We start from the raw sequence: 13,985 nt of genomic DNA, 5'->3' as shown, positions 1-13,985 counted from the left end.
GGCGCCCCACCCCGCGGCCCGTACCGCGCCCCGGCGGTCCACCACCGCACGCACCGAAGGAGAGACCTCGTGACAAGGATCGCTGTCGTGGGGATGGCGTGCCGCTACCCGGACGCCACGTCGCCCCGTGAACTGTGGGAGAACGCCCTCGCCGGGCGGCGGGCCTTCCGTCGGCTGCCCGACGTGCGGATGAGTCTGGACGACTACTGGGATCCGGACCCGGCCACGCCCGACCGCTTCTACGCCCGCAACGCGGCGGTCATCGAGGGCTACGAGTTCGACCGCATCGCCTACAAGATCGCCGGCAGCACCTACCGCTCGACCGACCTCACCCACTGGCTCGCCCTCGACATGGCGGCCATGGCGCTGGCCGACGCCGGGTTCCCGATGGCGGAGGGACTGCCCCGCGAGCGCACCGGCGTGGTCGTCGGCAACACGCTGACCGGCGAGTTCTCCCGGGCCAACCAGCTGCGGCTGCGCTGGCCCTACGTGCGCCGCATGGTCGCCGCCGCGCTCAAGGAGCAGGACTGGGACGACGACCAGCTCACCACGTTCCTCGACGACTTCGAGGCGACCTTCAAGGGCCCGTTCCCGGAGGTCGACGAGGACACCCTCGCCGGTGGGCTGTCGAACACCATCGCCGGGCGCATCTGCAACCACTTCGACTTCAAGGGCGGCGGCTACACGGTCGACGGCGCCTGCTCCTCGTCGCTGCTCTCCGTCGCCACCGCGTGCAAGACCCTCTCCGACGGCGAGGTCGACGTGGCGGTCGCCGGCGGGGTCGACCTCTCCATCGACCCCTTCGAGATCATCGGCTTCGCCAAGACCGGCGCGCTGGCGCGCGGCGAGATGCGGGTCTACGACCGCGGCTCGAACGGCTTCTGGCCCGGCGAGGGCTGCGGCATGGTGGTCCTGATGCGCGAGGCCGAGGCCCGCCAGGCGGGGCACCGCATCTACGCCACCATCGCCGGCTGGGGCATCTCCTCCGACGGCAAGGGCGGCATCACCCGGCCCGAGGTCGCCGGCTACCAGCTCGCCCTGCGCCGGGCGTACGACCGGGCCGGCTTCGGCATCGAGACCGTCGGGCTCTTCGAGGGGCACGGCACCGGCACGCAGGTGGGCGACGCCACCGAGCTCCAGGCCCTGTCCCTGGCCCGGCGCACCGCCGACGAGAACGCCGCCCAGGCCGCGATCAGCTCGATCAAGGGCATGATCGGGCACACCAAGGCGGCGGCCGGCATCGCCGGCCTGATCAAGGCCGCGATGGCGGTCCACCACGAGGTGCTGCCGCCCACCATCGGCTGCGTCGACCCGCACGAGATCCTCACCGCCGAGCAGTCCGCGCTGCGGGCCCTGCGCAAGGCCGAGGCGTGGCCGCGCGACGTGCCGGTGCGCGCCGGCATCACGGCGATGGGCTTCGGCGGCATCAACACCCACATCGTGCTGGAGAACGGGCAGCCGCGTCGCTCGTCCCGGCTGGACAGCCGCTTCCGCAACCTCGCCGCCTCGATGCAGGACGTGGAGCTGCTGCTCGTCGACGGGGGCAGCCCGCAGGAGCTGCGCGAGCGGTTGCAGCGTCTCGTCGAGTTCGTGCCCACGGTGTCGTACGCCCAGCTGGGCGACCTTGCCGCCACCCTGCACCGGGAGTTGCGCGACCTGCCGTACCGGGCGGGCGTGGTGGTCTCCTCGCCGGAGGACGGCGAGCGGCAGCTGCGCCGGATCTGCGACGCCCTCGACGCCGGCGAGGTACGCCTGTTCTCCTCCGACGGCCGCTGCTTCCTGGGCCACGTGAGCGGCCCGGGCCGCATCGGCTTCCTCTTCCCCGGGCAGGGGTCCGGCAAGGGCACCTCGGGTGGCGCGCTGCGCCGCCGCTTCGCCGACGTGGAGGAGGTGTACCAGCGGGCGGCGCTGCCGAGCAGCGGCGACATGGTCGCCACCGCGGTGGCCCAGCCGCGGATCGTCACCGGCTCGCTCGCCGGCCTGCGGGCGCTGTCGCTGCTCAACCTCGACGCGACGGTCGCCGTCGGGCACAGCCTCGGCGAGATCGCCGCCCTGCACTGGGCCGGCGTGCTCGACGAGGAGGCCCTGCTCCGGGTCGCCGGCGTGCGCGGCCGGACGATGGGGGAGCACAGCGCCTCCGGCACGATGGCCAACATCGGTGCCCCGCCCGAGCGGGTGGCCGGGCTGATCGCCGGCCTGTCCGTGGTGATCGCCGCGTACAACGGGCCGGAGCAGACCGTGATCGCCGGCTCGGAGGCCGCGGTGGAGGACGCCTGCGAGCGGGCCCGCTCCGCCGGCCTGCGGACCACGCGGCTGTCCGTGTCGCACGCGTTCCACTCCCCGCTGGTCGAGCCGGCCGCCGACGCCTTCCTCGACGCGCTGGCGGGGGAGCGGTTCGGAGCCGTCACCCGGCGGGTCGTCTCCACCGTCACCGGCGAACCGCTCGCCCACGACACCGACGTCTCCGCCCTCCTGCACCGCCAGATCACCGACCCGGTGCTGTTCAGCCAGGCCGTGGCCCTCGCCGCCAAGGAGGTCGACCTCTTCGTCGAGGTGGGCCCGGGGCAGGTGCTCTCCGGCCTCGCGGCGGCCAGCACCGACCTGCCGGCGGTGGCGCTCAACACCGACGACGAGTCGCTGGCGGGCCTGCTGCGGGTCGCGGCGGCCGCGTACGTCGTCGGCGCCGGCGGCGTGGAGGGCACCCTCTTCCACGACCGGCTGGTCCGGCCGCTCGAGGTGGGCCAGAACTTCCGCTTCTTCGCCAGCCCCTGCGAGTCCGCCCCGGTGGTGAGCCTGCCCAAGGGCGCCGGCGTCCGGGCGGCGGTCCCGTCGCCGGCGAACGGGCAGCGGCCGGAGTCGGAGCAGCCGGCCGGCGAGTCGAGCCTGCAACTGCTGCGCCGGCTGGCCGCCGAGCGGGCCGAGCTGCCGCTGGAGATGGTGCACGACGGCAGCCAGCTCCTCGACGACCTGCACCTCAGCTCGATCACCGTCGGCCAGCTGGTCAACCAGGCGGCGCAGCAGCTCGGCGTGCCGGCCGCGCAGACCCCCACCAACTTCGCGACGGCCACCGTCGGGCAGCTCGCCGAGGCCCTGGAGCAGCTCGCCCGGACCGGTCGGGACACCGACGCGGCCGGCCCGAGCATCGTGCACGGCGTCGCCGACTGGTGCCGGGCCTGGTCGGTGGACCTCGACGAGGCGCCGGCCCCGGCCGCCGCCCGGGCCGAGGCCGACGGAGCCTGGCAGCTGTTCGCCCCCGCAGGCCATCCGCTCGCCGAGCCGCTGCGCGCGGCCCTGCAGACCGCCGGCCTCGGCGCGGGCGTGCTGGTGTGCCTGCCGGAGCCGTGCGCGGAGGCCGATCTCGAACTGGCCCTGCGTGGCGCGCAGGCGGCGACCGCCGCTGCCCCCGGCACCCGCTTCGTCCTCGTCCAGCAGGGACCGGGCGCGGCCGGGCTGGCGAAGACGCTACGGCTGGAGGCGCCGCAGCTGCGCACCACCATCGTGCACACCCCGCCGGTGCCGGAGGCCGTGGCCCGGGTGACGGCGGAGGTCGCCGCCACCGACGGGTTCGCCGAGGTCCGCTACGACGCCGCCGGGCGGCGCCGGGTGCCGACCCTGCGCGGGCTGCCGGTGCGGTCCGCCGAGACGCGGCAGCCGCTGGGCGCCGAGGACCTGCTGCTGGTCACCGGCGGCGGCAAGGGCATCACCGCGGAGTGCGCCCTGGCGATGGCCGTCGACAGCGGCGCCGGCCTCGCCGTGCTGGGCCGCTCCGATCCCGCCCAGGACGACGAGCTGGCCGCGAACCTCAAGCGGATGGCGGACGCCGGCGTACGGGTGCGCTACGCCCGGGCCGACGTCTCCGACCCGGAGCAGGTGCGGCAGGCCGTCAACGGGCTCGTCGCCGAGCTGGGACCGGTCACGGCGGTGCTGCACGGCGCTGGCCGCAACGAGCCGGCGGCGTTGACCGGCCTCACCATGGACGCGTTCCGCCGCACGTTCGCGCCGAAGGTCGACGGCCTGCGCGCCGTGCTCGACGCGGTCGACGCCGACCGGCTGCGCCTGCTGGTGACGTTCGGCAGCATCATCGGCCGGGCGGGCCTGCGCGGCGAGGCCCACTACGCCACGGCCAACGACTGGCTGGCCGAGCTGACCGTCGACTTCGGCCGGCGCCACCCCAACTGCCGCAGCCTCTGCCTGGAGTGGTCGGTCTGGTCCGGCGTCGGCATGGGTGAGCGGCTGTCCGTGGTCGAGGCGCTGACCCGCGACGGCATCACCCCGGTCACCCCCGACCAGGGCGTGCAGATGCTCCGGCGCCTGCTCGCCGACCCGCAGGCACCGTCGGTGGTGGTGGTCAGCGGGCGTACGGAGGGCATCGACACGGTCCGGATGGATCGTCCGGAGCTGCCGCTGCTGCGGTTCGTGGACCGCCCGCTCGTGCGCTACCACGGCGTCGAGCTGGTCGCCGAGGCCGAGCTCAAGCCCGTCACCGACCTCTACCTGGACCACCACCGGCTGGACGGCAACCTGCTGTTCCCGGCGGTGTTCGGCATGGAGGCGATGGCCCAGGTCGCCGCCGCGGTGACCGGACGGACCGACACGCCGGTGGTCGAGCGGGCCGAGTTCCTGCGGCCCATCGTGGTGCCGCCGGAGGGCAGCACCACCATCCGGATCGCCACCCTCGTGGTCGACGACGACGTCGTGGACGCGGTCATCTACAGCGCGGAGACGGAGTTCAGCGCGGCGCACTTCCGGGCGCGGCTGCACTTCACCGGCACGCGACCGCCGGCGGGCCCGCCCGAGCAGGTGCCCGCCGGGCTGCCGGCGGTGCCGCTGGAGCCCGCCACCGACCTGTACGGCGACATCCTGTTCCAGGGTGGACGGTTCCAGCGGCTGCGCCGCTACCACCGGTCGGCCGCCCGGCACGTCGACGCCGACGTCGTCACGGCTCCGCAGACGCGCTGGTTCGCCGACTACCTGCCGGACGCCCTGCTCCTCGGCGACCCCGGCGTGCGGGACGCCCTCATGCACGGCAACCAGGTCTGCGTTCCCGACGCGACGCTGCTGCCGGCCGGGATCGAGCGGCTGCACCCGGCGGGGACCCGCCTGACCGGGGCGGAGGAGCTCCGCTACTGCGCCGAGGAGCGCAGCCGCGACGGCGACACCTACGTCTACGACATCGCGCTGCGCTCCGCCGACGGTGCGGTGGTGGAGCGGTGGGAGGGCCTGCGGTTGCGGGCGGTACGCAAGAAGGACGGCCGTGGCCCGTGGGTGGCGCCGCTGCTCGGCTCGTACCTGGAGCGGGCGGTCGGCGACCTGGTCGGCGGCGACGTCGCCGTCGCGGTGGAGCCGACCCCGACGGAGCAGGGCGGGCGCGGCGAGCCGTCCGGGCAGGGCACTCCGGACGAGACCCGTCGGCGGCGGGCCCGGACCGCGGTGGCCGCCGGCCGGGCCGCGGGCGGGCCGGTCGAGGTCGCGTACCGGCCGGACGGCCGCCCCGAGCTGGCCGACGGGCGGTCCCTCTCCGCCGCGCACGCCGAGGACCTGACGCTCTGCGTGGTCGGGACCGGGCCGCTGGCCTGCGACGTCGAGGCGGTACGCGCCCGGGAGGAGTCGGTCTGGCAGGGCCTGCTCGGCGCGCACGTCGACCTCGCCCGGCTCTGCGCCGCCGACGGCGGGGAGTCCCTGGACGCGGCGGCCACGCGGGTGTGGGCGGCGATCGAGTGCCTGCGCAAGGCGGGGCTCTCGCACCGGGCGCCGCTGGCCGCGGTGCCCTCGGACCGGGCCGGCTGGCTGGTCTTCGCCTCCGGCGACCTGCGGATCGCCACGCTCGTCACGACCGTGCGGGACCTGCCCCAGCCGATGGCGTTCGCGATCCTCACGGAAGGACGGGCCTAGGCGATGGACAAGTACTTCGAGTACCTGCACACGGTGGGCTTCGAGGAGACCAACCTCGTCGGCAACGTGTACTACGTCAACTACCTGCGCTGGCAGGGGCGCTGCCGGGAGATGTTCCTGAAGGAGCGGGCGCCGGACGTGCTGGCGGACGTACGCGACGACCTGAAGCTGTTCACCCTCCGGGTCGACTGCGAGTTCTTCGCCGAGATCACCGCGTTCGACGAGCTGTCCATCCGGATGCGCCTGGTGGAGCTGGCGCAGACCCAGCTGGAGTTCAGCTTCGACTACGTCAAGCTCGACCGGGACGGCGGCGAGACGCTGGTGGCCCGGGGCCGGCAGCGCATCGCCTGCATGCGCGGCCCGAACACCCGCACCGCGCCGGCGAGGGTGCCGGAGGCACTGGTGACGGCGCTCGCGCCGTACACCTCGGCGCGGCGCACCTGACGGCGCGAGGAGGAGACGTCGTGGACGTACAGCGAACACTCACCGTCGGGACGCCCGACGTGACGGCACTGCGGCGGGCGTACGGCGCGTTCGCGACCGGCGTCACGGTGGTGACCGTCGGCGGTGCCACCCCGCACGGGATGACCGCCAACTCGTTCACCTCGGTGTCGCTCGATCCGCCGTTGGTGCTGGTGTGCGTCGACCGGAACGCGGTGATGCACGCCTGTCTCTCCGAGACCCGGGAGTTCGCGGTCTCGGTGCTGACCGACGACCAGGAGAAGGTGGCCCGGTACTTCGCCGACGGGCGGCGACCGCTCGGCGGCGAGCAGTTCGACCAGGTGGACTGGCGGCCGGGCGCGACGACGGGGGCGCCGCTGATCAGCGGGGCCCTCGCCCACTTCGAGTGCGAGGTGTGGCGTTCCTACGACGGCGGTGACCACACCATCTTCCTCGGCCGGCTGCTCTCCCTGGAGCGCCGGTCGGACGGGGAGGCCCTGCTCTTCCTCTCCGGACGGTTCCGCCAGATCGAGTGCGAGCGGAGTGAGGCGGCATGACGACGATCGAGGGAGCGGCCCGGCGCATGCCGCCGGGCCCGCCCCGCTCCGCAGGCCTGCACATGCTGGTCCTGATGGGCCGGGACCGGCTGCGGATGATGACCCTGGCCGCGGAGCGGTACGGCGACGCCGCCCGGCTGCCGGTCGGCCCCAAGCAGCTCTTCTTCTTCAACCACCCCGACCACGCCAAGCACGTCCTGTCCGACAACAGCGCCAACTACCAGAAGGGCATCGGCCTGGTGCACGCCCGCCGGGCGCTCGGCGACGGCCTGCTCACCAGCGAGGGTGAGCTGTGGCGCAAGCAGCGCAAGGTGATCCAGCCGGCGTTCCAGAAGGGACGGCTCGCCCAGTACGCGGGGGTGATCGGCGAGGAGGCCGCGCTGCTGGTCGAGCGGCTGGTGGCGCGGGCCGGCGGCCCTCCGGTGGACGTGCTGGAGGAGATGACCACGCTGACCCTCGGGGTGCTCGGGCGGACCCTGCTCGACGCCGAGCTGAGCGGCTTCCACGGCGTCGGCGGTTCGTTCGCGGCCGTGCAGGACCAGGCGATGTTCGAGCTGGAGACGCTCAGCGCAGTGCCGCCATGGATCCCGCTGCCCCGGCAGTTGCGCTTCCGGCGCGCCCGCCGCCACCTCCAGCAGGTCGTCGACGAACTCGTCGCCGGCCGGGGCCGGGACGTGGACGGTCGCGACGACGTGCTCTCCCGCCTGATCATCTCGACCCGGCTGGAGAAGGACCCGCGGGTGGCCCGGCAGCGGCTGCGCGACGAGCTGGTCACGCTGCTGCTGGCCGGGCACGAGACGACCGCCAGCACGCTGGGCTGGAGCCTGCACCTGCTCGACCGGCATCCGGAGATCCGGCAGCGGGTCCGCGAGGAGGCCGTGACGGTCCTGGGCGACCGGCTGCCCGGATACGAGGACCTGCACCAACTGCGGTTCACGGCGATGGTGGTGGAGGAGGCCATCCGGCTCTATCCGCCGGTCTGGCTCCTGCCCCGCAAGGCCCAGCAGGACGACGAGATCGGCGGGTACCACGTGCCGGCGGGGGCGGACATCCTCATCTCCCCGTACACCCTGCATCGGCATCCCCGGTTCTGGGACGAGCCGGACCGGTTCGACCCGGACCGCTTCGACCCGTCGCGCAGCACGGAGCGCCCCCGGTACGCGTACATCCCGTTCGGCGCCGGCCCACGGTTCTGCGTGGGCAACAACCTGGGCATGATGGAGGCCACCCTCGTCCTGGCCATGCTGCTGCGCGACGTGCGCCTGGCGGGGGTGCCGGGTCGTCCGGTGGTGCCCGAGCCGATGCTGTCGCTGCGGGTGCGCGGTGGGCTGCCGATGACGGTGCACAGGGTCGACTGATCCCCGCGCAACGGTCCCGCGGGCGCCACGGCGTCCGCGGGACCGCCGCGTGTCCGCCCGGGCGTCCGCACCGCCCCGGGCCGCCGGCTCCGCGCTGGCGTGACGCGGGGGAGCGAACGGGGGCGTGACGCGGGGACGGCGCGAACGGGGCGTGGCGCGGCGGCCTGCACGGGGGTGGACATGGCGGCACCCCCGGCCGCCGTCGCGACGGCGTGCACGGGGGCCGGCCGGGCGGTGGACATGGTGGCACCCCGGCCGCCGACGCCGTTGCGGGCGCCGGCGGCCGGGGTACCTCGTGGCCGACCGCGGGTGACGCGGCGGTGGGGAGCGCCGCCCGAGGGGTACGCGGTGCTCCGCCGGGGGCGGGTCAGGCCGCGTACACCTCGGCCCGGTTCTCCCCCTGGGCCTGGCGTTCGCTCGCCGCCTTCCGGCTGTCGAGCAGGGCCAGGAGCACCGGTGGATCTATCTTGGACACCTGCTTGAGGTGGGCGTCCGCGGTCAGGGTCTGCCGGCCGCGGACGACCAACGGCCCCACCGCGGACACCATCACGCTGTCCTGCTCGAGCCGGAGCACGTCGCCGGAGACGGAGTGACACAGCAGGTACCAGGTGCCGTCGGGCACGTGCACGAAGCGGTAGACGCCCGGCGACTCCAGGATGGCGCAGCGCGCCGGCGGGCCCTCGGGGATGCGGTGCTGGAACAGCCCCATGAAGATGAGCCCGGGCACCGGCCCGCGGGCTGGGGCGGTGACCCGCCCGGTGATGGTGCCCTGCGTCAGGCCCGACGGTCGTTGGGTGGGGATGCGCGGGGCGAAGCCGCCCATCCGCCGGTACGTGGTGGGTGGCAGGCCGACGCTCTTGGTGAACCTGGTGCTGAACGTGCCGACGCTGTTGTAGCCCACCCGGAGGCTGATGTCCGTGACGTTGAGCCTGGTCGTGGTGAGCAGCCGCTTGGCCTCCTGCAGGCGGATCGCGGACAGGAACCGACCGGGCGAGATGCCGGTGACCCGCTGGAAGATCCGCGTGAAGTGGAACTTGCTGAACATGGCTGCGCGTGCCATGTCGTCCACCGTCAACTGCTCCGATAAATTGCTGCGCATCGTGTCGATCGCTCGTTCCACTGCCTGCTCTGCGCTGTCGTGCATTTGTCTCCCCCGGATTGCGGACAATCCCAATGTGTGGATGTGGCGAATTGGGCCGAGTCATTTGGGAGCATCGACCGCCACTATTCCCCGCTAACCGCAGTCGATGCTAGCCGAGCCCGGACGGCCGGTCAACACGTTCTGCGTTCGGAGAGTAGCGCGGAGTGACGAGGGGGGGCTTATCAATTCTTGCCCAGAATTGGCACGTGCCACTGTACGTTCCGGATGAAGATCGCTAAGATTGCGCTTCGTATTGTGGAACTCGCCAGTATCCGCGCCGCCTTCTATCAATCCTTAGCGTAATTTTTCGGACATCGGCGGCGCGTTCCGATGCGTGGCGATCAAGCGGCCCGTCGCTCCCGTCGCCAGCGTGTCCGATCCGCCGTGGATGAGCATCGATCAATGGCTAGCGATCGATCTCTATGGCAAGATTGCCCAAACGTTCGCCAGGGCGGAGGACGCGTGCGTATCTCGGAGCTCAGTCGACAGAGTGGCGTGTCGGTCCCGACGATCAAGTTCTATCTGCGTGAGGGATTGCTTCCGGCGGGCCTGCCCACCGGTCGCAACCAGGCGGACTACAGCGAGCGGCACCTGCGCCGGATCCGACTGATCCGGACCCTGAGCGGGATCGCCGGGCTCGACCTCTCCTCGGTCCGGGAGATCCTGGCGGCCATCGACGACGACGCGGTCAATCTGCGCGACGCGTACCAGGTGCTGGACCGCGCCCTCTACCTCGACGGATCGGAGACGTTGGGCAGGGCCGCCGTGGACTGCGCACGCACGGAGGTGGCCGAGTTCGCCGACGCGCTCGGCTGGTCCCGCGAGACCAGTGCCTCCGGCGGCGAGGTGCTGGCGCAGGTGCTGGCGGGGCTGCGCAGCCTCGGCTGCGAGGCCGAAGCCTCCTTCTTCCTCGCCTACGCCCGCGCCGCCGAGCAGCTCGTCGTCGCGGAACTCGACCTGCTCGCCGGCGACGGCGGGACCGAGAAGGGTCCCGCGATCGTGCGCAGCGTCCTGTTCGGGGTCGCCCTGTCCGCCCTGCGCCGCATGGCGCACGAGCACCACGCCGCCCTGCGATTCCCGCTGAATGCGGTCGAGTGCGGCCCTCGAACGGGTGAGATGCCGGATCCAACCGGCCGGTAACGTGCGCGCCCTCCTCGGCCACTGAGCAACTTTTGAGAAGAACTCAAGCCGTGCTCCCGCGAACATAAGTGGGCCGGCGGCGACTTTCGCGGCCGGTTCACCAGGCATCGTGAAGGGACCGCACGCCATGCCTCGATCGGCTGAGAATGGGCAGCGCCGGCCACGTACGCCGTAGCGCCCCGCGTGAGTGAATGCCCCGTTCATGCGGCAATGAACTGCCGTTGGATGACAGCGAAAAAATTGTCGCCGGGACAATTCACTCCATTTCTCGGTCGGCGACACTGCCCGTCGCCAGACCCGGCCGCACGGCGAGATCAGCCGCTGCACGGCACGGGTGGTGGCCCAATCTGGAGGGGAACCCCTTGCCATCCCAACCCGTCGGCGCCATCCGCCGAATCATTCCCGCTGTCTTCGTGCTGGTCCTCGTGGCCGCGTTCTTCGCCGTCGCCCGGCTGCCCGGCGCGTCGGCCGAGGAGCGTCAGACGCTGGCGTCGCGGTTCGGCTTCACCGAGCTGCCGATCGCGCTGCCGCCCGGCCTGCCCGAGCGCTCCGTGCGACCGGTCAATCCCGAGTACGAGCACATCCGCGCCTGGGTGTCGTCGGTCGGCGCCGCCGTCGCGGCCAACGACCTCGACGGCGACATGATCGCCAACGACCTCTGCCTGGTCGACACCCGCAGCGACAGCATGATCGTCACGCCGTCGCCCGACGGGCCCGCCCGGTACGCGCCCTTCGTGCTGGACCCCGCGCCCCTGCCCACCCACAAGGCGATGGCGCCGATGGGCTGCGTGCCCGGCGACTTCAACGGCGACGGCCGCACCGACCTGCTCGGCTACTACTGGGGCCGGACGCCTGTGCTGTTCCTGCACCGCGCCTCCGCCACGGGACCGCTGACCAAGGCGACCTTCCACCCCACCGAGCTGGTCGGCAAGCCGTCCGCCTCCTCCAGCGGCGAGTACCAGGGCAAGCTCTGGAACACCAACGCGGTCTCGATCGCGGACTTCGACGGCGACGGCCGGCCGGACATCGGCGTCTTCAACTACTTCCCCGACAGCCAGGTGCTCGACCCGGCCGGCCAGCCGAACGTCGAGATGAACCACTCACTGTCCCGGGCGCAGAACGCCGGCGGGGCGCACGTCCTGCGCTGGACCGCCGCCACCAGCGGCGACAACCCGAGCGCCACGTACGTCGAGCAGACCGCGATCCCGCCGCAGTACGCCACCGGCTGGACCCTCGGCGCAGGCTCCGCCGACATCGACGGCGACCTGCTGCCCGAGCTGTACCTCGCCAACGACTTCGGTCGGGACCGCTTCTTCCACAACGTCTCCACGCCGGGCCAGATCCGCTTCGAGATCGCGGAGGGGCGCCGGGGCTATCGCACCCCGAAGTCCATGGTGGTCGGCCACGACTCGTTCAAGGGCATGGCCATCGAGTTCGGCGACCTCGGCGGCACCGGCAAGTTCGACATGTTCGTCAGCAACATCACCACCTCCTGGGGCCTGGAGGAGAGCAACTTCGTCTGGCGCAACAACTCGTCGAGCCTGGCCGACGCCCGCAAGCGGTTGAGCGAGGGCAAGGCCGTCTTCGACAACAAGGCCGCCGAGCTCAACATGGCCTGGGTCGGCTGGGGCTGGGACGTCAAGATGGCGGACTTCGACAACAGCGGCGAGATGTCGGTGGTGCAGACCGCCGGGTTCGTCAAGGGCAAGATCAATCGTTGGTCCTGGTTGCAGGAACTGGCCATGAGCAACGACCTCATGCTCCGCAACCCGGCCATGTGGCCCAAGGCCGAGCCGGGCGACGACATCGCCGGCTCCGAGCCGTTCGCGTTCTGGGTCCGGGAGGAGAACGGTCGCTACGCGAACATCGCCGCCGACCTCGGCATGACCGACAGCACGCCGAGCCGGGGAGTGGCCGTCGCCGACACCAACGGCGACGGGGGCCAGGACTTCGCGGTGGCCCGCCAGTGGGGTGCCCCGTCCTACTACCGCAACGACAAGCCCGGCAGCGGCAACTTCCTCGGCCTGCGCCTGTGCCGCCCCGGTGAGGACGGCCGCGGCACGCCCGCGTACGGGGCCCAGGTCCGGGTGAAGACCGCGGACGGTCGTACCCGCGTCGCCCAGCTCGACGGCGGCAGCGGTCACTCGGGCAAGCGCAGCTTCGACGTCTTCTTCGGTCTCGGTGACGCCGGCGCCAAGCCGGTCTCGGCGGAGATCGCCTGGCGCGACCTGAACGGTGGCGTGCACAAGCAGACCCTCGACCTCGCCGCGGGCTGGCACACGGTCATGCTCACGGACAAAGCCCAGGAGATGAACGCCAAATGACCGACGTCCGAGACAACGCCCGCACCGGCACCGACGTGCGGGGGGTGGGGGGCACCGCGGTCGCCGACGCCCCGGTCAGCCCGGTGCCGAGCGTCACCTTCGACCGCAACGCGGCGGTGGCGGCCACTCCCGGGGCGCCTCCGCGGGTCGACCGGCGGGACCCCCGCTACCTGGCCCTGCGTAACTTCGCCATCTCCATGAGCATCTTCAACATCCTCGGCTACACGGTGCTGGGCTTCGAACAGCCCTGGACCTGGCCGTTCTTCGCCCTGGCGATCGGCTACGCCACCGAGATCGTGGTCGAGCTGGTGACCGCCCGCGCCAACAAGCGCCCCGCCGCGTTCACCGGCAACGGCGCCTGGGGGATGTACACGTTCCTGCTGCCCACCCACATCACCGCGCTCGCCGCGAACATGCTGCTCTACGCCAACGACAACTTCTGGCCGATCGCCTTCGCGGTGGTCGTCTCCATCGGTCAGAAGGCGATCTTCCTGGCGCCGATCAGGGGCCGCATGCGGCACTTCATGAACCCGTCCAACTTCGGCATCACGGTGACCCTGGTCGCCTTCTCCTGGGTCAACATCGCCCCGCCGTACCACTTCACGGAAGAGGTCCCGGACATGGTCCGGATCCTCGTGCCGCTGGTCATCCTGACGGCCGGCACGGTGCTCAACGGGGTGCTGACCAAGAGGGTCATGCTCGTCGTGGGCTGGGTCGGGGGCTTCGTGATCCAGGCGCTGGTGCGGCACTTCATCTGGGACGTGGCGCTCTGGGCGGCCCTGCTGCCGATCACCGGTGTCGCGTTCGTGCTCTTCACCAACTACATGATCACCGACCCCGGAACCACGCCCAGCTCGGGTCGAGCGCAGTTCATGTTCGGCGGCAGCGTCGCGGCCGTGTACGGCGTGCTGATCACCTTCAACGTCGTCTACACGCTCTTCTTCGCCGTGACGATCGTCTGTCTCGCCCGGGGCCTGCTCTGGTGGGGCATCTGGCTGCGTGACCGCTCCCGGCGGGCGAACACGCCGGAGGTGCGGCCCGCCGTCACCTGACGCACGGGCGGTCCGTCGCCGGCGTGGCCCCGGGTGGGCGCGCCGGCGACGGACCTCGTTGCGACCGACCCGCATGCAGA

The 13,985-nt window shown here is 72.3% G+C and carries 8 protein-coding genes; 7 read left to right on the top strand and 1 reads right to left on the bottom strand.

The annotated features are described in order from the left end of the window. Positions 1 to 69 precede the first annotated feature (69 nt). From AC0OO9_RS02100 to AC0OO9_RS02085, 4 genes are read left to right on the top strand one after another with little or no spacing between them, the layout of a single operon-like run. On the top strand, positions 70 to 5,892 hold the full coding sequence (locus AC0OO9_RS02100) for a type I polyketide synthase (protein WP_484515106.1): 5,823 nt from the start codon (positions 70 to 72) through the stop codon (positions 5,890 to 5,892). Between the two features lie 3 nt (positions 5,893 to 5,895). Next, positions 5,896 to 6,336, top strand: coding sequence for an acyl-CoA thioesterase (locus tag AC0OO9_RS02095; protein WP_132238187.1), 441 nt, complete (start codon positions 5,896 to 5,898; stop codon positions 6,334 to 6,336). Between the two features lie 20 nt (positions 6,337 to 6,356). After that, positions 6,357 to 6,890 carry a flavin reductase family protein gene (locus AC0OO9_RS02090; protein WP_484515104.1) on the top strand — a complete coding sequence of 178 codons (534 nt, stop codon included), beginning with the start codon at positions 6,357 to 6,359 and terminating at the stop codon, positions 6,888 to 6,890. Then, complete coding sequence (locus tag AC0OO9_RS02085; RefSeq protein WP_484515103.1) at positions 6,887 to 8,248, top strand: cytochrome P450; 1,362 nt, start codon at positions 6,887 to 6,889, stop codon at positions 8,246 to 8,248. Before AC0OO9_RS02090 ends, AC0OO9_RS02085 begins: the two co-directional genes overlap by 4 nt. A gap of 367 nt (positions 8,249 to 8,615) precedes the next feature. Here AC0OO9_RS02085 and AC0OO9_RS02080 read toward each other — a convergent pair whose 3' ends face one another. After that, positions 8,616 to 9,392 carry a helix-turn-helix domain-containing protein gene (locus AC0OO9_RS02080; protein ID WP_484515101.1) on the bottom strand — a complete coding sequence of 259 codons (777 nt, stop codon included), beginning with the start codon at positions 9,390 to 9,392 and terminating at the stop codon, positions 8,616 to 8,618. 459 nt (positions 9,393 to 9,851) lie between these two features. Between AC0OO9_RS02080 and AC0OO9_RS02075 the strand changes: the two genes are divergently transcribed. From AC0OO9_RS02075 to AC0OO9_RS02065, 3 genes are all read left to right on the top strand, one after another. Continuing rightward, positions 9,852 to 10,529: a MerR family transcriptional regulator gene (locus tag AC0OO9_RS02075; protein ID WP_484515099.1), complete on the top strand. Its 678-nt coding sequence runs from the start codon at positions 9,852 to 9,854 to the stop codon at positions 10,527 to 10,529. Between the two features lie 413 nt (positions 10,530 to 10,942). Continuing rightward, positions 10,943 to 12,853, top strand: a complete 1,911-nt coding sequence (locus tag AC0OO9_RS02070; protein WP_484517832.1) for a CRTAC1 family protein — start codon at positions 10,943 to 10,945, stop codon at positions 12,851 to 12,853. Continuing rightward, entirely contained in the window at positions 12,850 to 13,905 is a 1,056-nt protein-coding gene (locus tag AC0OO9_RS02065; RefSeq protein ID WP_484515097.1) for an enediyne biosynthesis protein, read from the top strand. The genes AC0OO9_RS02070 and AC0OO9_RS02065 overlap by 4 nt, the downstream gene beginning before the upstream one ends. Positions 13,906 to 13,985: the final 80 nt, after the last annotated feature.

It is taken from the genome of Micromonospora sp. USAFONa4 (assembly GCF_057197825.1).
The sequence above is the reverse complement of the archived record's forward strand: the minus strand, read 5'-3'. Positions and strand labels throughout refer to the sequence as shown.

Excerpts from the sequence above, each read along its gene's own strand:
- AC0OO9_RS02095 (WP_132238187.1), top strand. The coding sequence starts at position 5,896 with ATGGACAAGTACTTCGAGTACCTGCACACGGTGGGCTTCGAGGAGACC.
- AC0OO9_RS02085 (WP_484515103.1), top strand. The coding sequence starts at position 6,887 with ATGACGACGATCGAGGGAGCGGCCCGGCGCATGCCGCCGGGCCCGCCC.
- AC0OO9_RS02080 (WP_484515101.1), bottom strand. The coding sequence starts at position 9,392 with ATGCACGACAGCGCAGAGCAGGCAGTGGAACGAGCGATCGACACGATG.
- AC0OO9_RS02065 (WP_484515097.1), top strand. The coding sequence starts at position 12,850 with ATGACCGACGTCCGAGACAACGCCCGCACCGGCACCGACGTGCGGGGG.